Source organism: Paenibacillus sp. FSL K6-2524 (assembly GCF_038005525.1).
In the GTDB taxonomy this organism is placed as follows: Bacteria; Bacillota; Bacilli; order Paenibacillales; family Paenibacillaceae; genus Fontibacillus; species Fontibacillus anaericanus.
The window spans coordinates 643,908-664,861 of record NZ_JBBOSP010000001.1 but is presented as its reverse complement, the minus strand read 5'-3'; the positions used below and the strand labels follow the sequence as shown (position 1 = coordinate 664,861).

Sequence of the window (20,954 nt, the reverse complement as noted above, 5' to 3'; positions counted from 1 at the left end):
ATCCTCTATGTTGTAATTATTAACCTTTACTAGCGCCTGATGTTAAACCATCAACCAGTAATCGCTGTAGAAACATGAACAATATTGTAATCGGCACGGCGATTAGGACTGCTCCAGCTGCAAATAATGTGAAGTTGGAGTTCTGGTTACTATTAACCATGTCCCACATCCCGACCGCAATGGTCCATTTGTCTTTAGACCGGAGAACGAGCCTAGCAAAGATGAAATCCGCCCATGGGCCAACAAACTGGAGTAATGCTAGATAGGTCAGTATAGGCCTAGATAAGGGCAAAATAATACGTGAGAAAATAGCAAAATTGCTGGCTCCATCAATTCTTGCCGCTTCATCCAGAGATCGAGGAATCGTGTCAAAAAATCCTTTTGCTATCAACGTTCCTCCTAAAGGTGCTCCAGATGCATACACAAGAATTATAGCGGTGTGTGTATCCAACAAGTTTATTTCTTTAAGCAATAAGAAGATTGCAATCATACTCATAAAACCAGGAAACATCCCTAATACCAGCACAACCGAAAGCGCAGTCTGACGTCCACGAAACCGGAATCTGGATACAGCATAACTAGTAAGCAAGATAAGAAGGACTCCTAGTATCGTTGAAAAAGTAGCAACCTTCAAGGTGTTCATATACCATTGTCCAAATAGAACAGTTTGTGAATGGAATAGCTCTTTGTAGTGACTAAACGTAATGGACTCGGGAAACAGTGTTTTACTATATAAGGACTTTCCGGGCCGAACGGAACCCATTATGATCCATAAGGCCGGGTAGATCGCCGCAATTGCCAATAAAACCAATGTAATATAGCTTACACCTAACCGTAGGTTATTTTTGATTTTATGTCCGCTCATTGGATCATATCCTCCTCTTTAAATGACTTGGTTCGACGATAGTTGTATATCGAGAACGAGGCAACGATCAAGAAGATAATGATACCGATAGCAGAAGCCATGTTGTATTTATTCTGATTTAGCGTTAGTTTATATAACCATGTTACTAGCAAATCAGTAGCTCCAGCATATTGATAGTCGCCTTTGACTGGATCTCCACCTGTCAACAGGTAGATCATATTGAAATTGTTAATGTTACCAGCAAACTGCATGATGAGCGTTGGCGCCGTTGTAAATAAAATCATCGGTAAGGTAACGATCTTGAACTTTTGGAATCCAGTCGCACCATCGACCTCAGCCGCTTCATACATATCTCTTGGTATCGTTGTCAGCACTCCCATGATGAGTAACATAGAGACAGGAATACCAACCCACATATTAACGACGATTAAGGTTACCTTGGCCCAGAATTCATCGGTCAGCCACGGCAGCCCTCCAAGTCCAAAATACCCAAGATATTGATTTATTGCTCCAAACTGGCCGTTAAACATCATTCTCATAACTAGTAACGAGATAATCTGCGGAATTGCGTAGGGAAGAATCAATATCGTTCTCCATAACCCCTTAAAGCGAATCCCCTTTTGATTAATGAGCAATGCAACTAGCATTCCTCCGAAATAGGTGGTGACCGTTGATAACACTGCCCAGATAATAGTCCAAGTCAATACACCATAGAAAGTTTGACTCCAGGTCTTAAGTACTAATAGGCTTTTAAATGTATCGAATCCAACCCAACCCACTAACTTAGCTGGAGGTATATGATTCGGTGCAGAATAGTTAGTGAATGACAACATCACCATAAATATAATCGGCATCACCGTTAAGAATAAAATCCCTGTAGCAGGAATACTCAAAAAGGCTAGGGCAAATTTATAGTCAAGTACATATCTGACTGACTGCCTGAAATTATTCACTTGTTTCCCAAGTTCCCTATCCCGGCCAATCTTTCTGGCATCTTTGACATTTAGAATATAAACTCCAATAAAAATCAATAGAAACAATATCGTAATCAAACTAGTTACCATTATAAAAATGGAATGGTCCCCGTCCATCCATTTTCCTTTTACGAGCATTCTTGGCTTTTCCCCAAGAGTAACAATTCCCCATAGTGCTCTTGGCAAATTATTAATGAGATATGTAACGCTAAAGACTTCAAATATTAACAAGATTAATCCTTTTATAAATTGCCGGTTATATAATTGTCCCAATCCCATGCATAAAATTGACAGTATCGTTGCTTTGTTCCGATGTCGGTCCATTGCGTTCCTTCTCCTCTCCCTTTGAAATCGAGGAATTACCCGCCGCCCTTAGGCCGCGGGTAAAAACAGCTCCACGTGGGTAGTATTATCCTCTGATTACTCGGCAGCAACTCCGTTGTTCAGATCTGTAATTTGTTTCAGAGCATTTTCCATCGTTGCTTTTGGATCTGCGTTGTTATTCCATATTTCTGTTAAAGCTGCTCCCATCGGAGACCATGTGTTACCTATTTCCGGAATAGAAGGCATTGGTTGAGAATTAGCAGCTTGAACTGCAAATCCGGATACGATTGGATCATTTAAAATTTGATCTGACTCTAGAGCTTCCAAGTTAGTAGGAACTGAACCAACTGTTTCGTTCAAGAGAAGTTGGGCTTCCTTCGACGATGCGAATTCTGCAAACAATTTAGAAGCATTTGGATATTTCGTAAACGAGTTAACAACGTAAATTTTCATACCTGAGAATGAAATAGCTGTCTTCCCATTAATCGTTGGAATTGGTGCTATTGCTAAGTTATCGCCTAAAACTTCTTTGTAACCAGCAACTTCCCAAGGACCGTTGATATCCATAGCTATATCGCCAGTACCGAACAAACCACGTTTGATATCTGCGTTAATATCGCCAGCCTTGATTGGAAGAATTGCATTCAAGCTTTGGAAAACCTTCAGGCCTTCAATTGCGCCATCTTTAGCAACACCAATATCATCTTTGTTGGTACCATTGTCACCGAAGAGGTATCCTCCACCAGTTGCGATAAACGGATAGTTGTAATACATATTACCTGCTTCCCACATCAAAGCGTATTTCTTTTTCTTAACATCATTAAACGTTTTTGCGAACTCAATGACTTCTTCGAAGGAGGTCGGAGGAGTTGGCACAAGTGACTTGTTATAGAACAATGCATAGGTTTCAGCTGCTCTCGGATAACCGTATAACACACCATCATATGTGGATGCTATAATAGAAGCTTCCGTATTGTTCTTTGTTGTTTCTTCTGCGAACACATCATTAGCTAAAACTAAACCTGAATTCGCAGCTTCACCCATCTTATCATGCGGAGTAATAATTACGTCAGCTGCAAGTCCGGAAGGACCATCTGTTGTCAATCTACCTACTTGGTCTGTAGGGGCAACTTCTTCAATTTTCACCTTAACACCATACTTCTCTTCAAAGCGTTTCACAATTTCATTCGTGAATTTTATTTCGTCTTTACTATCCCAAATTAACAATTCTGCGCCTTCTTCAGGCACAAGCGCCGTGTCAGCTGGTGCTGGCTCTGTAGTATTCTCAGGTGTATTTTCAGTAGTTGGTGCTGGAACATTGTTGCCACCGTTAGCAGTGTTGTTCTTCGAACCGCAAGCTGTGATAGACAGCATCAAAGACATTGCAGCAACTAGAACTAGTAGCTTTTTAAGTTTCATTAAATAACCCCTCCTAAAATGTATACATCATGACCACCAAGAAATTGCGCAAACGATACCATAAATTCTGAAGATGTCCCCCGTATTACCTTAATCTCTCTTAAAAAACCTGAGACAAGACCAGTTTTCAGGATAGAAAGCGCTTTATCCTTGGGAACATCATACAACACAGATCCATCTTTGTAAAAACGTTTGCACATATCGTTTTTATGTTCTTTTGCCCACTTATCTTTGGATATCTCCAACATACTCACTTTATCGCATTTTATCTTTATTTAATGAAAAAAATAACTCACTTTTTGTTGATAACTCCTATGTTTCCCCTTATAAATCAACACTTTATTAGGATTATTTATTCCTATTAATTCCTTAAATATTATGTGCAAAAAAATATGTTGTCATCTTGTACAACGGTTTGAACAGTGTTATACTCCTGAGCTATATTGGATATTACATAGGTTACTATCTCCTAATCACATACGAACTATAGGAGATTCTTAGCGAAAGGTACATCTTCGGCTGTAGTTCTTCGGCCTATTTGTATCTTTTTTGATTATCAAAAGTATATAGGAGGAATTACTCAATGCTACTAGAAGCAATTTATCATCGTCCTAGATTAAACTGGTGTTACGCCTATGATCGTGAGACCATTCATCTTCGGTTACGTTCCAAGAAGAATGATCTTTCTGAGGTATTTGCTTACATAGGTGACAAATATGCATGGGAGCAAACAAATGAATTGATTCCTATGAAGAAGCTAATATGCGATGAAATGTTCGATTATTGGGAATGTTCGGTGAAACCTCCATTTCGCCGTTTGAAATATGGATTTTTGTTGCAATCTGGACACGAACAACACTGGATGTCCGAGGATGAGTTCACTATTACACACCCAACTACCCCCAATCGTTTATTTGAATATCCCTACCTTAACCCGTCCGATATATTTATAGTGCCAGATTGGGTTAAAGATGCCACCTTTTATCAAATTTTCCCGGAACGCTTCGCCAATGGAGACCCCCAAAACGATCCTGCAGGTGTTCTTCCCTGGGGTGGTAAACCTGAGCGTGACAATTTCTTTGGAGGTGATCTGCAAGGAGTTATCCATCACTTGGATCACTTAAGCGAACTCGGCATTACAGCTATTTATTTCACGCCTGTATTCACAGCAACGACCAACCATAAATATGACACTACCGATTACATGACAATCGATCCACATTTTGGTGATGTAGAGACCATGAAACAACTTGTTATCGCTTGTCATGAGCGGGGAATTCGCATTCTACTCGACGCGGTGTTCAATCATTCAGGTAAAAAGTTCGCGCCATTCGTTGATGTACTTGATAAGGGAGAACATTCCGATTATAAGGATTGGTTTCACATACATAAGTTCCCTCTAAATGTGGTTGATGGGATTCCAACCTATGACACTTTTTCTTTTGATCCGATAATGCCTAAACTAAATACTGGTAATCCAGAGGTACGGGACTACCTGCTGCAAGTTGCACATTTTTGGATTAAAGAAGTCGGAATCGACGGTTGGAGACTAGATGTAGCGAATGAGGTCGATCATCAATTTTGGCGGGAGTTCCGTAAAGTTGTGAAGCAAGCTAACCCTGAGGCATATATTCTTGGGGAGGTTTGGAATGAGTCATCCAATTGGTTGCAAGGAGATCAATTTGATGCAGTCATGAACTATCCTTTTACCGATGCCGTACTAGATTTTATCGCAAATGGAACCTTAGACGCTCAAGGCTTCGCCCATGCTATCGGCAAACAGTTATCGCGTTATCCGCAGCAGGCAAGTGAAGTTGCATTCAACCTACTCGATAGTCATGATACTCCACGTCTGCTAACTGTTTGTGAGGGGAACAAGAATAAAATGAAATTGGCTTCCGTGTTATTATTTACTTATAGCGGAACGCCTTGTATCTACTACGGTAGTGAAATCGGCCTCGACGGTGGACAAGATCCGGATAGCCGAAAATGTATGGAATGGGATGAAACGTTACAAGATCGCGACTTATTTAATTTCTACCAACGACTAATTTCTCTGCGCAAGGAACTTCCTGCACTACGAACAGGTTCGCTCCAGTTTTTGTTGGCTGAAGAATCCGCTACAAAGTTAGCCTTCAAGCGCCAGATTGGTGATGAAACAGTACTCGTACTGCTCAATAACGATAATTCCGCTCAGACGATAGAGCTAGTAGTGGAGCAATGCATGTGGTTAAATACCAACAACGACATCACTATAGAGGCGAAGGGTAACACATTATCAGTCCACCTTCCAGCCTATGGATATGCTATACTAACGGCAATCAAGTAGGAAAGATACCAATACCAACCGAAATAAGCAGGTGCCTATTATATACTACTTAGGCACCTGCTTATTTTATTTGATACCTATTAGGTCCACGCCCAGAAAAACCCATCTCTATCCCAGGCAATCTTCCCAGCGTGCAATTTACGAAACGCCTTCTTTACTTCTTTGGAAAGTGATGAATGTCCCTTCTCATTCACAAAAACAAACTCATCCCCGAAATGTGACTTGACATAGGCTATGGCATCACTTTGACTAAGGATTCCTTTAAACTTGATTTCATTTACCATCCATTCGGCAACGTCATTCTCTGTATACTCCACTAAAATCCTCCCTACTATATCGGCTTATGTTGTGAACAACACAATATACAGATAGGCGTTGTAATAAAAACCAGTCTACATGTTGCTAACGATCTTATCTATTTCACTCTTCAACAATAGATACCTATGGACATTTCTCATGATTGGAACTTTAGTTAGTTTGTTTTTATCCACATAAACTTTCATTTGATCCTTAGTTAGACCTAAAGATTCCCCTGCTTCCGTAACCGTTAATACAACTTCATTACTTGTCGCATTAAAAGTTTTCTTCGCCTTTTGATTCCAATCCTCAAATGCAAGCATATATAATAAACCCTTTCTTAAATCATTCTTTTTAACTAGATCCTTCATTATACCATGAATGCACAAAATTTGAGCCAATTAGAGAAATCTCTTTCAATCCTCCCTTTATGTAAAACGTTTGCTCAAACCATAATCCAGCTCTAATTTATTTTATTGCAAAAATATCAGATACAATTCCTGGACATACCCAAAAAAACCTATATCATTCATATTTACCAGGTTAATATTCACATATATAGACATGATTAGGGTTAGTTCATTCTTAGGTCACACTTTCACTGGGAATATCTATTTACAATCTATTACCTTTAGATTAAAATTACAATGTAAAAGCAAACGGTTCCACAGAGGAGTTTTATTATGGCTGTAACCATAAAGGATGTTGCCAAAAGGGCTGGAGTATCACCTTCTACCGTGTCCCGGGTACTATCCAATCACCCTAGAATCAGTACCGAAACTTCAAGAAAAGTAAAACTTATTATGGAAGAGATGGGTTATCACCCTAACATCATGGCCAAGAGCCTAGTTTCCAAAACAACGAATAGTATTTGTATCATGTTACCGAAATCAGCCGAGGAGTTATTCTCTAACTTTTTCTTCATGGAGTTGATTCGTGGTATTGTGACACAAGCTAGTCGTCTGGGATACGATGTGTTGATCAGTTCAGGTTCTAATGAGAAAGAAGAAGTTGATGGAGTATCTAGGCTTCTGAATGGACGTCGGGTTGATGGAGTGATTCTACTTTATTCGCGCAAAGACGATCCAGTTATCGATTTTTTACATGACAATGGACATAATTTCGTCTTGATCGGACGCAGTGAACAATATCCCGACATTTTATCGGTAGATAACAATAACGTACAGGCTTCTTATGATGCCACGAAACACCTAATCTCTTTGGGACATGAGCGAATTGGATTCGTCAGTGGACCACCACATCTTGTTGTATCCAAGGATCGACTCAAGGGCTACTTAGACGCACTTCATGATGCCGGACTCGAGTCGAAACAAGAATGGATTGTGGAAGGTGAGTTCCTTCAGGAAAGCGGCTACCGAGCCATGTCATTCTTCATGAATCTCCCTGATCGTCCCACATCCATTGTGCTGATCGACGATGTCGTTGCCTTCGGTGTTTTACGTGGATTAAATGAGCTCAATTACAAAGTTCCTGAGGATTTATGTCTAGTTAGCTTCAATAACATTCCTTTAACGGAATTATCAACACCACCACTGAGTAGTATAGATATCGGGATATATAACTTAGGTTATACCGCTTCCCAGGTCTTGATCCAGTCTATTCAGAACAGTAACGATGCATCTTACCAAAAGCGACAGATCATTCCTCATCGCTTAATTGTTCGCGATTCGTCTATGTACTCTGTACCGAAGCACTAAGTAATAAGCACAAAAATAAATGAAGCATTCTGCTTCTTTTATTTTTTACACTTTGTTCAAACGTTTGCGCTATTGAGAGGAGAAAGTTATATGTCCCCCATTAAAGCTTGTTTATTCGATTTAGATGGTGTCTTAGTTGATACCGCTAAATATCACTATCTAGCTTGGCAACGATTAGCAAATGAACTAGGATTTGAATTTACTGAACAAGATAACGAGAAGCTAAAAGGTGTTAGTCGTATGGCCTCACTAGACATTTTATTGAGTATCGGTGGGCTTAGCTTGGACGAATCCGTCAAAAATGAGCTTGCAACTCGTAAAAACGAATGGTATTTCCAGTCCATCTCGACGATGGATCATTCAGAAATCTTATCCGGTGCGCTGGAGTTTGTTAAAGAATGCCGCGATCATGGCCTAAAGATTGCCTTAGGATCCGCCAGCAAAAATGCAATGACGATCCTAAATAATACAGGCCTTACTCCATATTTCGACGTGATTATTGATGGGACTCGAACGGCGAGTGCCAAACCCGATCCAGAGGTGTTTATACTTGGAGCTGCTGAATTAGGTGTTCTTCCAGAGCAATGTGTCGTCTTTGAAGATGCTGAGGCGGGAATTGAGGCCGCACGTCGCGCTGGTATGGCTTGTGTGGGTATTGGATCACCACAGACTCTTGGCAGTGCTGATTTCGTGATCCCCTCACTCCAAAACATGTCGGTAGACCGTCTGCAAGAACTAACAACAGACTCCTGCATGTAGATATCACTAGGCAGTAGTTTTCGCTATTCACCATATAATATCATCAGTATGATGACTTAAAGGAGCCGATTAACGTGAAACAATATTTAAAACTGGATGAATGGTCAATTATTGAAGATTCTTTTGATCCGACAACGCATGAGATATCCGAAAGTATCTTTAGTATTGGTAACGGATTCATGGGGCAACGAGCTAATTTCGAAGAGCAATATAGCGGTGCCTCCTTACAAGGTAGCTACATGGCTGGAGTATACTATCCCGACAAAACCCGTGTTGGCTGGTGGAAGAATGGTTATCCTGAATACTTTGCCAAAGTGTTGAACAGCACGAACTGGATTGGTATTAATGTATTCATCGAGGGAACGGCTTTAGATTTGGCAAAATGCAATGTTAAAGACTTCGTTCGTGAATTAAACATGAAAGAAGGATACTTGTCCCGTAGCTTTGTAGCCACGCTTGAGGACGGTAAAGAAATTGAAGTGAAAACTATCCGTTTCGTCAGCATCACACGTCACGAAATTGGAGCGATTCGTTATCAGGTAACTCCACTCAATTTTTCAGGTTCCATTACGGTTGTCCCTTATCTTGACGGCGACGTTCAGAACAAGGACTCCAACTATGAGGAAAAATTCTGGCTTGAAGTAGAAAAATCAGCCGCTAGTGATCTTTCCTACCTTACCTTAAAGACTAAAAAGCTGGACTTTCATATCACCTCCATCATGGCCTTTGACGTTTATAAGAGTGATGAGAAGTTAGATATTGAACCTTCGCTAACCGAACGCGAGAAATATGTAGCCAGTGAATTCACTGTACATGCGGAACAAGGTATCCCTTTAACCCTGTACAAATATGTAGCCAACGTTACTTCCCGTAACTATGGGCTTGGTGAACTAGTTCCGGCCGGGAAAAATTCGCTTCTAGCTGCAAAAGCAGCTGGATTTGAAGCGTTGCTTGCTGAACAAGCGGTAGCATGGAATGAGAAATGGAAAGGCAGCGACATTATCATTGAAGGAGATGTCTCGGCACAACAAGCGGTGCGCTTTAACATTTTTCAATTGAATCAAACCTACAGCGGGGAAGACGACCGTTTAAATATCGGACCTAAAGGCTTCACGGGTGAGAAATACGGCGGAAGCACTTACTGGGATACTGAGGCATATTGCGTCCCATTCTATCTCAGTACGGCGGAATCAGATATTGCTCGTAACCTACTCATATACCGTTATAAACACTTGGAGAAGGCGAAGGAAAACGCTAGAAAGCTTGGATTCACTAAAGGTGCCCTTTTCCCGATGGTCACGATGAACGGCGAAGAATGCCATAATGAGTGGGAAATCACATTTGAAGAAATCCATCGGAATGGTGCGATCGCTTACGCAATCTATAACTACGTTAACTATACTGGTGACAAATCCTACCTAGGGCAATACGGTCTAGAGGTTCTCGTGGAAATCTCTCGTTTCTGGGAACAACGTGTTAACTACTCAACTGCTAAGGGGAAATACGTAATTCTTGGCGTTACCGGACCAAACGAGTATGAGAACAATGTCAACAATAACTGGTACACTAACCGAATTGCCGTTTGGACGCTAGAGTACACATTGGAAGTAATAAGTTACCTCAAAGCAAACGAGGAAGTCCATTATCTCGAATTGGCTGATAAGCTAAAACTGCAAGATGAAGAAATGAAGCAATGGAAAACGATTATAGATAATATGTACTATCCTTATGATGAGGAACGTCAGGTGTTCTTACAACAAGATGGCTTCTTGGATAAAGAACTTATACCCGTGAAGGACCTGGCCCCTGAGCACTTACCAATCAACCAGAACTGGTCATGGGATCGCATTTTGCGCTCTTGCTACATTAAACAAGCCGATGTACTACAAGGTCTCTATTTCCTTGGTGATCGTTACGACCTGGAGACTAAGAAACGTAACTTCGACTTCTATGAGCCATTGACCGTTCATGAATCATCCCTGTCACCTTGTCTACATGTTATCCTTGCCTGCGAGCTTGGCTATCAAGATAAAGCATATGAAATGTATCTGCGTACGGCCAGACTCGACCTCGATAACTATAATAACGATACAGAGGATGGCTGCCATATTACAAGTATGGCGGGAACATGGATGTCTATCGTTCAGGGCTTTGGTGGATTGCGTGTGAAGGATGGCGAGTTGATTCTACATCCATTCATTCCATCCCACTGGAACTCGTTCTCGTTCAAAGTTATGTTCCGTGGTTCTCGTCTCAAAGTGAACGTTACTGACAACAATGTTACCGTAACAAATGAAACGGAAACTTCGGTCTCCATCAAGGTTTACGATCAAAGCTACACAGTAAGTAGACTTGGAGAAGTTCAAGTACTACGTTCAGCGGTTACGATCTAAAAAAATAAATAAAGAGCAGTTCCCGATCTTAAGTATATGATCAGGGAACTGCTCTTATTTATTGTTTTTTTCAAGGACTAGTTGGATCCAATAGGTTGATTACTCCACTTATTCTCCAGTTGCTGTGGAGTGTAAGTCTCCATCTGATGTATCAGTTCTTCCGCATGTTCAGCGACATTAAGCAAACTTAAGTGCGTGGGCTTGACAAAACCTTCAGTAATGCTAGTGTGAATCATCTTAAGTAGTGGATCAAAGTAACCTTTGACGTTCAGCACACCAACCGGTTTCTGATGAATGCCGATTTGCGACCAACATAGTACCTCGAACAATTCTTCATAGGTTCCAAAACCACCGGGTAAGGCAATAAATCCGTCAGCAAGCTCCGCCATCTTAGCTTTACGCGAATGCATGCCATCTACCTCAATCAGCTCTGTCACTTCCCTGTGCACCACCTCACCGGCAAATAGTCCGGTTGGCATCACTCCAATTACTTCACCACCACAAGACATAACCTCATTGGCTGTCACCCCCATAAGGCCCATCCTTGATCCACCGTATACTAAACGATAATTCTGCCGTGCCATATACCCGCCGAGCTCAATTGCTGCTAGTCTGTAAGCCTCATCAGATCCCATGTTGGACCCTGAAAAGACACAAATTGTTTTCATATTATCGCCTCCAACTCAGGTATCTATATGTATAGCAAAAGACAATTATAATTATACTGTATTTTTGTAAAATGTAATGTAACCCTCTACTCAAATACAAAAAATACAACCGGAAGCTACAGGTAAGTAGATCCGGCTGTATTTATTCGGGAGCTGGGTCTTCAACCGGCTGCTATGATGTCACAGCGAGAACGACCATCCCGATCCCTTGAACCTTTAGCTTATTGTATTCTAGGGCACTCACAAATTCCCCACCATACCGTACCTTCCAGCGCCCAAGATTAGGCAGGTCAAGTATAGTAAGATGGCGATTAGCGTTATAAAGTACGTACAGATGAAGGTCAGGGTCTCCTCCTGCGTGGTTTCGAAGTGTGTAGGCTACAGTATGACTTGGTGCATTCTCAAAAATGAGATGCTCACGAATTTCCTGCGCTTTACGGAGAGAAAAGGCGGGATGAGCTTTACGTAATTGAATAAGGCTACGCATATATTCCACATCTATCTGATGGGCCGCACAACGTTCCCAGTCCAAAGCGTTAATAACTTCAGAGGATTTATAGCTATTCTCAACCCCGTTCTTACTGCGCATAAACTCCTGCCCCGCATGGATAAAGGGGATGCCTTGACTTGTTAGTATAATAGCCGAAGCAAGGCGATGCATGCTACGACGCTGTTCCTCGGATTCACCTTCAGTGGTCAACACAATTTTATCCCATAAGGTATGATTGTCATGACATTCCACATAATTCACGGTTTGTGTAGGTTCATCCGCAAATTGCCGCAGATTCCCCCCATAATTTATGCCTCCAACAATCCCCCGTCGAATACTATCCTCTAATCCTGCTCCACCACTAACAAACCCTTTACTTCTTGATATAAATATATCGCCTTTGATCGCATCGCGATAATCATCATTAAATTGTCCAATTTCGGGAATCTGCGAAGCATTTCTCTGATTTGCCCTCAGAGCCTCAGGTAGTACCGTATCCATCATCCAACCTTCAGCAATCATGATTATAGAGGGATCCAACTCATCTAAGCGTCGCCTAACTTCATTCATTGTATTGATGTCGAGCAAGCCCATTAAGTCAAAGCGGAATGCGTCGATATGATATTCACGTGCCCAATGGATGACGGAATCAACAATAAATTTTGACACCATACGACGTTCTGAAGCACACTCATTGCCACAAGAAGCACCATCCGAGAACGTGCCATCTGGCCGATAGCGCAAATAATATCCTGGAACCAATTTCGTGAAATTAACTAGATAACCATCATATACGTGGTTATATACTACATCCATAGTTACTCTTAGTCCACGGTCATGTAGCGCCTGGATACTCTGTTTCAATTCGTTGATCCTAATGGAAGGAGAGTACGGGTCGGTCGCATATGAACCCTCAGGGACATTGTAGTTTTTCGGGTCGTATCCCCAGTTGTAGTGCGGCTGATCCAGCTTTGTCTCATCAACACTTTCGGTGGCATAATCGTAGATGGGTAATAATTGTACATGGGTTACTCCTAAATCCACGATATGATCTATTCCGGTTGAAATACCCTCAGGTCCGAGAGTTCCCTTCTCCGCTAACCCCAAGTACTTCCCCTTATGGGTAATACCACTACGGGGATGAATCGATAAATCCCGAACATGAAGTTCATAGATTATGGCATCTACAGCTACTCCGGAGAATGATGGTTTATCTTCTGTCCAGCGTGTTGGGTCTGTACTTCGTAAATCGAGCACGACGCCCCTGTCACCGTTAACCCCTACTACCTTAGCATAGGGGTCAGCTGCTTCATTCAGCTGGTCTCCCACTTTGACACGATACGTATAATAGCTATTCTTGATATCGCCAGAGACGCTCAAAATCCACGTCCCTTGTACATCACGTGCCATCGGCAATACACTTACAGGCTCTCCATCCCAAGATTCGTAGCATACAACATAAGCCTCCGAAGCAGTAGGCGCCCATAATCGAAACTTGGTCTCCTCGGGGGTATAGGTTGCCCCCAAATCATCACCGTCATAGTAGAACATCTCATCAAACTTCGGGTCAAAAACAGAAACGCCATTCGTCACCGCAAGATCTCCATAATCTATCACGATATCGATTTCCTTCTGTACTGACATATGATTCACTCCAATCGTCTTAAAATAAGCACTGCTACGAGGTGATTCATTCCTTATTTCATGTTCGGTAAAACATCCTCGGTATATGCCCGCAGAATTTCACCCACACTCCATGCCTGAGTGAAACAACCTCTTCCTGTGCAAGTAAAGTCTCCGTCAAAAATCTCAGCAATTCCCCCAAGGCCACCATCCTGCATATGATCCTCAAATACCTCACACATCTCCTTCGCCACTGCTATAGCCTCCGCCGTGTAGTTGTTTACTTTACAATAAGCCGTAATGAAAGCACCCAACGGGAAAGCCCATACAGTCCCCATGTGATAAGCAGCATCACGGTCGATGAGTTTACCAATATACTGGGCTTTATAAGCGGGGTCTTCAGATGATAGCGAGCGCAGACCATAAGGTGTGTACAAATGTTTGTACACCGTTGCTACAACTGCTTTAGCCCTTGCCTCTGGCAGCATGCTGAAAGGCAATGACACCGCCCAAATTTGATTCGGGCGAATCGCATCGTCGTTAATCTGCACACCATTACCGAGGTCAACATCTACTACGTCGAACAAACATCCCTTATCCTCATTCCAGAAACGCTTATTGAAGGATTCATAAACGATGTGAGATAGTTCATCATATGGTGAGGATTCCCCAAAACGTTCCGATAGCTCAGCCATAATTCGTAATGAGTTATACCATAACGCATTGATCTCGACAGGTTTACCGTGCCGGGGTGTAACAACCCAATCTCCGACACGGACATCCATCCAGGTTACCTGATCTAATCCACCACCAGCATGAATAAGCCCATCCTTATCCATCCCAATGGAGAAGTCAGTACCGTTACTATATGCTGTAATAATTTCCTTCAACTTGGGATAAATAACTTGCTCTATGAATTTGTAGTCTTCTTCCCCACCGGTATATCTCAAATATTCATAGACAGAGTGGAAATACCACAGTGAGGCATCGACCGTATTATAAAGCGGTTCTTGTCCATCATCAGGGAACATATTGGGAATGAGCCCATTCCGAAGATACTTAGAAAAGGATTCAAGAATCTCACGTGCTTCATCAAAACGTTTAGTGGATAACGTTAGGCCCTGAAGTGCGATCATCGTATCTCGTCCCCAATCGGTAAACCATGGATAACCAGCCAGTATCGTCTTGAGACCAGTCGATTCGCGGTCCACAATAAAATGATCTCCTGCTTCTACCAGTCGATCCGCCAATCGGTCATTATAACCAGCTTTGCTAACGAGATCCGCCATCCTTTGTCTGTATTCACGGACGATTGTAAACCCGTCCCTATCATCAAGTGGCTCAATTGAACATTTTACATAGAAGGATTTCTGTTCAAAGGGTTCTAGCGTTATGTTAATTTCATAGGGAGTATAATGATTATCCACACCAAGAAAGCCATTGCGGTTCTCAAAAGCATAGTAATGGTTTTCTTCATATACATAATTAGGTGTAGCCATCGTCACTGGTAACGTCGAACGGTCCAGATATTGACCTGCAGATGACATGAAGGAAATTGTTATGTCAGGATTGTCCTGTGGAATAAGCTTCAGCACATTTGCGGACAACTCTGTACGAAAACGTAAGCCCCCCTTCTCGGAGACATCACCTGGTGAGCGATGATTGAAGAGAGGCACTATTTTAAATTGAGTAGGTTCACTACCCCCGGACACCTCATAACAAACAACAACCGTATTATGCCCGTATTCCACTGAAACTGTTTTGCGAATCCTAACATCCTCTACTTGATAGTGATATTCCGGCACAATGTCTAACTTGAACTGCTTCAAATGTCGCTGTCCATTCTTCTCCCAATTGACATACTGCTGGGAAGTCAGATCATAACCTTTACCGCCAATCTCCAGTTGCTCCTGTGTCCTAGTAAATACCAGCAGGCGATTCACTGGTGCCTTCGTAGAAGTCACTAAATAACCGTGTGACATCCGATATCCGCCACCCGGAACAGAATGGTTAGCATAACCTCCAATTCCGTTCCCGATTAGCCACTCCCGTTCGTTGCCCTCTTGAATATTTCGCCATGCACTACGTCCCAAGACATAAGGTCTATTCACACGAAACTCCCCCTTCACAACATGAGAAACGATCCACCGCTAAACGGTTAATAAACCGCTTACCTTGCTTATATGTGCTGCATTATATCATCGTTATTTTAGTTTGGTCAATCGTTTGCACAATCTTGATATAACTACACTATTTTGCAATTAGGAAAGGGGATTACTTATTAAACTATCCTTTAATCGCTCCTGCGGTAATTCCGGCAATAAAGTAACGCTGCAATAAAAGGAACAATAACATAATAGGTACAATTGCAATTAAAGAGCCAGCAAATACGATTCCCCATTGAGTTGTATATTGACCTTGGAAATTAGCAAGCGCAACAGGGAGTGTCCGTTTCATAGGATCGTTGATAATCGTTAATGCCCAAGGGAACTCTTCCCATATAGTAAGTGCGTTGAATATCGTAGCTGGTACAAAGGCTGGTTTAGAGAGCGGGATAATGACAGCTGAGAACAAAGTCCAAGCATTGCCTCCCTCCATTTCTACTGACTCATCAATATCACGGGATATAGAATCAAAAAAGCCTTTTAGTAAGAAGGTTGTAAATGGTATTGCACCTGCTACATAAACGACAACCAATCCCCATCTGGAATCGAACATCCCCAACTGACGGATTAACATAAATTGCGGTATAAGCAATGTTAAGCTCGGAATGACCAGACCACTCATTAGAATGGCAAAGCTTAACCCCTTTCCTTTAAAATGAAACCTTGAATAAGCAAATGCTAGCATAGAAGAAAAGAGAAAGATGAGTGCAAAGCTCCCTAGTGTTACTAACAAGCTGTTGAACAAATAGAGCGCAAAATTCTGACTCACCCAAGCATCCCTGAAATTGGACCAAGTCATCTCCGAAGGTAAGAACCGCGGTGGAAACTCGAACAGCAGTGTCATCGGCTTCAGTGCGGTCAATAACATATAGACTAACGGGTAAACGGATATGAGCCCACCTGCGATGAGCAGGGTATATGTCAATATAGATTTCCAAAGCGAGCGCATGAGTTCGCCTCCCTATTCCTGTTTGTTCAGACGGAACTGTATCAATGTTAAGCAGGCAATAATGATCGCAAATACATAGGATAACGCGGAAGCATATCCGAGATCATACTCGGTGAATGCTTTCTGATACATCCATGTCAGCATTACCTCTGTCTGGTGCAGCGGTCCGCCATTCGTAATTAAGTAGATTGAAGTGAACACGTTAAACGCTCCGATAATGAGCATCATTTGAATAAAAAATGTAGTACTACGGATCGAAGGCAATGTGATGTACCAAATCCGTTGTAAGGTATTACAGCCATCCAACGAAGCTGCTTCATATTGCTCCTGGGGTACTCCTTGAAGCGCAGCCATGTAAATGACCATCACCCAGCCTACACCCTTCCATATTCCCAAGAACCCGATGACAAGCATAGCCTTGCTGGGTTCACTTAACCAACTGATCGTATTATTAGTTAAATGAAGCTTCTCCATAATGAAATAATTCAAAAATCCCTGATCAGTAAACACAAATTTAAAAATGAGAGAAGCAACAACCCATGACGTAATTACCGGCAAAAAATAGAGAACCCTAAACGTTTTTGTACCGAATCGATTTTTTTGCAATGCATATGCAACAAAGAATCCCAATATCATCTGCCCAGGCACGGATATGAGCCCATAGATGATAATATTTTTGAGAGAAGTCCAAAAAACCTGATCCTGAAATACGTTCTTATAGTTATCAAATCCAATAAAAGTAAGCTGGCTCAGATCCGTCAACCGAAAATCATAGAAGCTATATACAAAATTACGAATTAACGGGTAGAGGATAAACAGTGAAAAGAACAAAAAACCGGGAATAAAAAACAAATATCCGGCCGCCCCGTCCTTTTTGCGCATGACACGACTCCTTAATGGAGAAAGCGTCTCTTTAAGTACAAGACGCCCCTCCCAATGATGTAATTATTGCTTCAATAAATTATCAATCTTGATTACTGCAGCGTCTAACTCCGCTTTGACATCACTATCTGTCATAAAAATGCTACTCATTGTATCGCTTAATACACCATCAATTTGCGGCCATGCTTCTACTGTTGGACGAGCCTTGGATGTCTTAAGCTGCTCTAGGAAGGGTGCATAATAATCAATAGCCTTTATTTCTGCATGATCCATCGCTGCAAGATTAACTGGGATTTGACCGATTTTGCCCATCGCTACTTGTGCAGATTCCGATACCATAAATTGAACAAACTTCCACGATTCTTCCTTCTTATCCTTACTAAAAATGCCTAGATCTTCGCCACCTAACACTTGAATCGAGCCAGCAGATCCTTTCGGAAAAGAAGTCATTTGTGCTGTGAAATCTGGAAACTGCGACTGAAATTGGGCTACTGCCCATGGTCCTTCTGCCATCATAGCGTAGCTTCCTCCTGCGTGACCCTCCGTTACCGGAACATCCCCAGGTTTGAAGCCCGCTAACTGATCGCCTTTATAAGCCGCTTTCAATTTAGTAATAATATCTACAGACTCCGGTCCGTTAAAATAACCTTCTGCTGTTGTGTAATCAGGTGAGAGGATATCCCCACCGTTACTCCAAATCCACGGCAATACATTCCACCCTTGAAGTGCCGGCTCACCAAATCCCCAACTCTTAGCATACTTCGTCTTAAGCTTAGCAAGCGCATCCAAGAATTGATCTGTTGTTTCTGGAGCTTGTTCGATACCACTCTGATTGAGCATATCCTTATTCCAGAACAATACTTTGGTATTTGTATTTAGCGGTAGGCCGTAGTAATGATCGCCCACTTTACCTGTTGATAATGGTCCTTCTAACAAGCCACTAGCAATTTGATCAAACTCTGTAAATTGATCTAGTGGTTCTAACAAATCACGTTTTTGAAACTCTGGTACCCAGATGATATCCAAGCGCGCGATATCTGGCATGTCGCCACCACTACCACCAATCTGAAGCTTCTTATGCAATTCGTCCCAAGGGAAGGCGATTGCCTTCACTTTAATTTCAGGATTCTCAGCCTCAAATTTAGGGATTAGCTCCTCTGTTAAGATCTTTTCCTCCGGGGATGCCGTGCTGTAATGATGCCAAAAGGTCAATGTCACTGTTTTACCCTGTGAACTAGAGGTTCCTCCGCCGTTAGAACCTGAACTACAAGCGGATAACACCAGAATTAGTGACAACAGCACAAGGGGTAGGATGTTCCGTTTTTTTAACATATGTTGTACTCCTTTACTTCGCAGATTGGAATAAAATATATTGTCTCGGATCAATTTCTTCTGGTCGATTACCATCAACCATCGAATTATATACAGAACTGTGCTCATCCAGATTGAATTGGGTAAGAACTGTTGAAAGATTCAATGCAGCTTTGGAGAAATTGATCAATAGAACCACTTCCCCAGCATTATCATAACGTCGAATAACATAACATTCTGAGTCTGGAACGTACCTTAACTCCAATGCTCCGTGCTGTAGAACTGAATTTGTTGTTTTTCGCTGGATCCATGTCTGCCATTGTTTGAACATAGCTCCCTTAATGGAGAGGTTGTCCCATGGCATGCACCCGCGACAACCAGGATCGTTCTCGCCCGTCATCCCAATCTCGTCTCCATAATAAATAGTAGGATTCCCTGGGAATATGAACTGAATTGCTAATAATAGGGACAAGTCTTGTTCATTCTCTTGGCATCTCGTCAGAATACGTTCTGTGTCATGGCTACCCAGTAAATTGAACATTTGATGGAGCTCAGCTAATGAATAACGGTGTGCCAGCCGTACCAGACGGGCATGAAATTGTTCCAGTGTTATGGAACGATCCAGAACATAGTCAAATAAGATCGTCCGCAAATCGTAGTTCATCACACTGTCGACTCCACCAGAAACCATTAGTCTCTTGGCATCGTCCCATATTTCTGCAATAATAATAGCGTTGGGATTTAACTTCTTAACATAGGTTTTCAGCTCCCGCAAGAAGCTGATTTCCACCTCATCTGCGACATCGATTCTCCAGCCATCAATATCGGTTTCTTTCTGCCAAAAAGAGACGATATCGAAGATATACTGCTTAACAAAGGGATTCGATGTCCGTAGTTTAGGCATCCATTGGTAATATCCTACGGAGTCATAATGTTCTTCACTTCGTACAATCGGAAATTGATTAATATAGAACCAGTCCTTGTATTCTGAAGCCTCTCCTAGTTGAACAACATCCTGGAAATATGGATGATAGAATCCGCAATGGTTAATCACGAGATCCAAGACCACTTTGATGTCTCGGTCATGACATTGACCAACAAGTTTTTTCAAATCTTCAACCGTTCCAAACTGAGGATCGATTTCAAAATAATTAACCGTATCGTATTTGTGATTTGAGGTAGCTGTGAATAATGGATTTAAATAGATGCTATTAATTCCTAAATTATTCAAGTAATCTAAACGGTCAATAATCCCCTTTATATCCCCTCCCATGTAATTATCTCTCGTTGGTGCGGTTCCCCATGATTCTGTATTCACAGGGTCATTGCTGGCATCACCGTTACCAAACCGTTCAGGGAACACTTGATACCATACCCGGCTTGTGATCCAGTCTGGAGAACTTACCATATCTCTGTCTCCGGCATAAGAATATGAGTAGCTTCCCTTCATCTCATGGGGCACATTCATTTTCTGTATCCCTTCGGCATTTAACCAAAGAATTTCTCCTTCCTTTTCATATTCAAATTTATATTGAAGATATCGAATGCGTGATTCCATACCCGTCAATACCGTACGGTAGTACCTGAAGTCCCCTGACTCGGCCCACAACGTCATTGGTTGTACCTTAACTCCATATTGATCCAGTTTATATTTGTTCCAGAACAAAAGTTGGACTTTGCAGCTCTCCTTCGGAAGTCTAAGGTGTACTTCAAGCTCACCCAGAGTGATCAATGTTGTGTCTATAGCAGGGTCATGATAATAGTTTGTCATCATCTTAGTTTTTACCT

17 protein-coding genes are annotated in these 20,954 nt (G+C 41.9%); 4 read left to right on the top strand and 13 right to left on the bottom strand.

Features of this window, described 5'->3' with window-relative positions; all coding sequences use genetic code 11:
• Positions 1–19: 19 nt before the first annotated feature.
• From NST85_RS02835 to NST85_RS02820, 4 genes are all read right to left on the bottom strand, one after another.
• Positions 20–865, bottom strand: coding sequence for a sugar ABC transporter permease (locus tag NST85_RS02835; protein ID WP_127189979.1), 846 nt, complete (start codon positions 863–865; stop codon positions 20–22).
• The gene (locus NST85_RS02830) at positions 862–2,163 is read right to left on the bottom strand and encodes a carbohydrate ABC transporter permease (protein WP_341188495.1); all 1,302 of its coding nucleotides are present in this window, start codon (positions 2,161–2,163) and stop codon (positions 862–864) included. Before NST85_RS02830 ends, NST85_RS02835 begins: the two co-directional genes overlap by 4 nt.
• Before the next feature lie 96 nt (positions 2,164–2,259).
• Positions 2,260–3,582 (bottom strand): sugar ABC transporter substrate-binding protein, encoded by a 1,323-nt coding sequence (locus tag NST85_RS02825; RefSeq protein WP_341188494.1) that lies wholly within the window; start codon positions 3,580–3,582, stop codon positions 2,260–2,262.
• Positions 3,582–3,830: a hypothetical protein gene (locus tag NST85_RS02820; RefSeq protein WP_341188493.1), complete on the bottom strand. Its 249-nt coding sequence runs from the start codon at positions 3,828–3,830 to the stop codon at positions 3,582–3,584. The genes NST85_RS02825 and NST85_RS02820 overlap by 1 nt, the downstream gene beginning before the upstream one ends.
• 335 nt (positions 3,831–4,165) lie before the next feature.
• Here NST85_RS02820 and NST85_RS02815 point away from each other — a divergent pair, with 335 nt between their 5' ends.
• Positions 4,166–5,911, top strand: a complete 1,746-nt coding sequence (locus NST85_RS02815; RefSeq protein WP_341188492.1) for an alpha-glycosidase — start codon at positions 4,166–4,168, stop codon at positions 5,909–5,911.
• Between the two features lie 80 nt (positions 5,912–5,991).
• On the opposite strand, the gene NST85_RS02810 is transcribed toward NST85_RS02815, so the two are convergent.
• Together NST85_RS02810 and NST85_RS02805 are read right to left on the bottom strand one after the other, a co-directional pair.
• On the bottom strand, positions 5,992–6,228 hold the full coding sequence (locus tag NST85_RS02810; RefSeq protein WP_341188491.1) for a DUF6953 family protein: 237 nt from the start codon (positions 6,226–6,228) through the stop codon (positions 5,992–5,994).
• Between the two features lie 75 nt (positions 6,229–6,303).
• Positions 6,304–6,531 carry a DNA-binding protein gene (locus NST85_RS02805; RefSeq protein WP_127190364.1) on the bottom strand — a complete coding sequence of 76 codons (228 nt, stop codon included), beginning with the start codon at positions 6,529–6,531 and terminating at the stop codon, positions 6,304–6,306.
• 360 nt (positions 6,532–6,891) lie between these two features.
• Between NST85_RS02805 and NST85_RS02800 the strand changes: the two genes are divergently transcribed.
• From NST85_RS02800 to NST85_RS02790, 3 genes are all read left to right on the top strand, one after another.
• Complete coding sequence (locus NST85_RS02800) at positions 6,892–7,926, top strand: LacI family DNA-binding transcriptional regulator (RefSeq protein WP_127189974.1); 1,035 nt, start codon at positions 6,892–6,894, stop codon at positions 7,924–7,926.
• A gap of 90 nt (positions 7,927–8,016) precedes the next feature.
• Positions 8,017–8,685, top strand: coding sequence for a beta-phosphoglucomutase (pgmB, locus tag NST85_RS02795; RefSeq protein WP_341188490.1), 669 nt, complete (start codon positions 8,017–8,019; stop codon positions 8,683–8,685).
• 74 nt (positions 8,686–8,759) lie between these two features.
• On the top strand, positions 8,760–11,078 hold the full coding sequence (locus NST85_RS02790) for a glycoside hydrolase family 65 protein (protein ID WP_341188489.1): 2,319 nt from the start codon (positions 8,760–8,762) through the stop codon (positions 11,076–11,078).
• 77 nt (positions 11,079–11,155) lie between these two features.
• Here the strand turns inward: NST85_RS02790 and NST85_RS02785 are convergent, their stop codons facing one another.
• The 7 genes from NST85_RS02785 to NST85_RS02755 form a co-directional block, all read right to left on the bottom strand.
• Positions 11,156–11,746: an LOG family protein gene (locus tag NST85_RS02785; RefSeq protein WP_341188488.1), complete on the bottom strand. Its 591-nt coding sequence runs from the start codon at positions 11,744–11,746 to the stop codon at positions 11,156–11,158.
• Between the two features lie 172 nt (positions 11,747–11,918).
• Positions 11,919–13,880 carry a type I pullulanase gene (gene pulA / locus NST85_RS02780; protein ID WP_341188487.1) on the bottom strand — a complete coding sequence of 654 codons (1,962 nt, stop codon included), beginning with the start codon at positions 13,878–13,880 and terminating at the stop codon, positions 11,919–11,921.
• Between the two features lie 53 nt (positions 13,881–13,933).
• A complete protein-coding gene (locus NST85_RS02775; RefSeq protein ID WP_341188486.1) occupies positions 13,934–15,970 on the bottom strand; it encodes an amylo-alpha-1,6-glucosidase in 2,037 nt (678 codons plus the stop codon).
• 175 nt (positions 15,971–16,145) lie between these two features.
• Entirely contained in the window at positions 16,146–16,973 is an 828-nt protein-coding gene (locus NST85_RS02770; protein ID WP_341188485.1) for a carbohydrate ABC transporter permease, read from the bottom strand.
• Between the two features lie 12 nt (positions 16,974–16,985).
• The gene (locus NST85_RS02765; protein WP_341188484.1) at positions 16,986–17,855 is read right to left on the bottom strand and encodes a carbohydrate ABC transporter permease; all 870 of its coding nucleotides are present in this window, start codon (positions 17,853–17,855) and stop codon (positions 16,986–16,988) included.
• 63 nt (positions 17,856–17,918) lie between these two features.
• Positions 17,919–19,187: an extracellular solute-binding protein gene (locus NST85_RS02760; RefSeq protein ID WP_341188483.1), complete on the bottom strand. Its 1,269-nt coding sequence runs from the start codon at positions 19,185–19,187 to the stop codon at positions 17,919–17,921.
• Positions 19,188–19,200: 13 nt separating this feature from the next.
• The gene (locus NST85_RS02755) at positions 19,201–20,940 is read right to left on the bottom strand and encodes a glycoside hydrolase family 13 protein (protein WP_341188482.1); all 1,740 of its coding nucleotides are present in this window, start codon (positions 20,938–20,940) and stop codon (positions 19,201–19,203) included.
• Positions 20,941–20,954 lie beyond the last annotated feature (14 nt).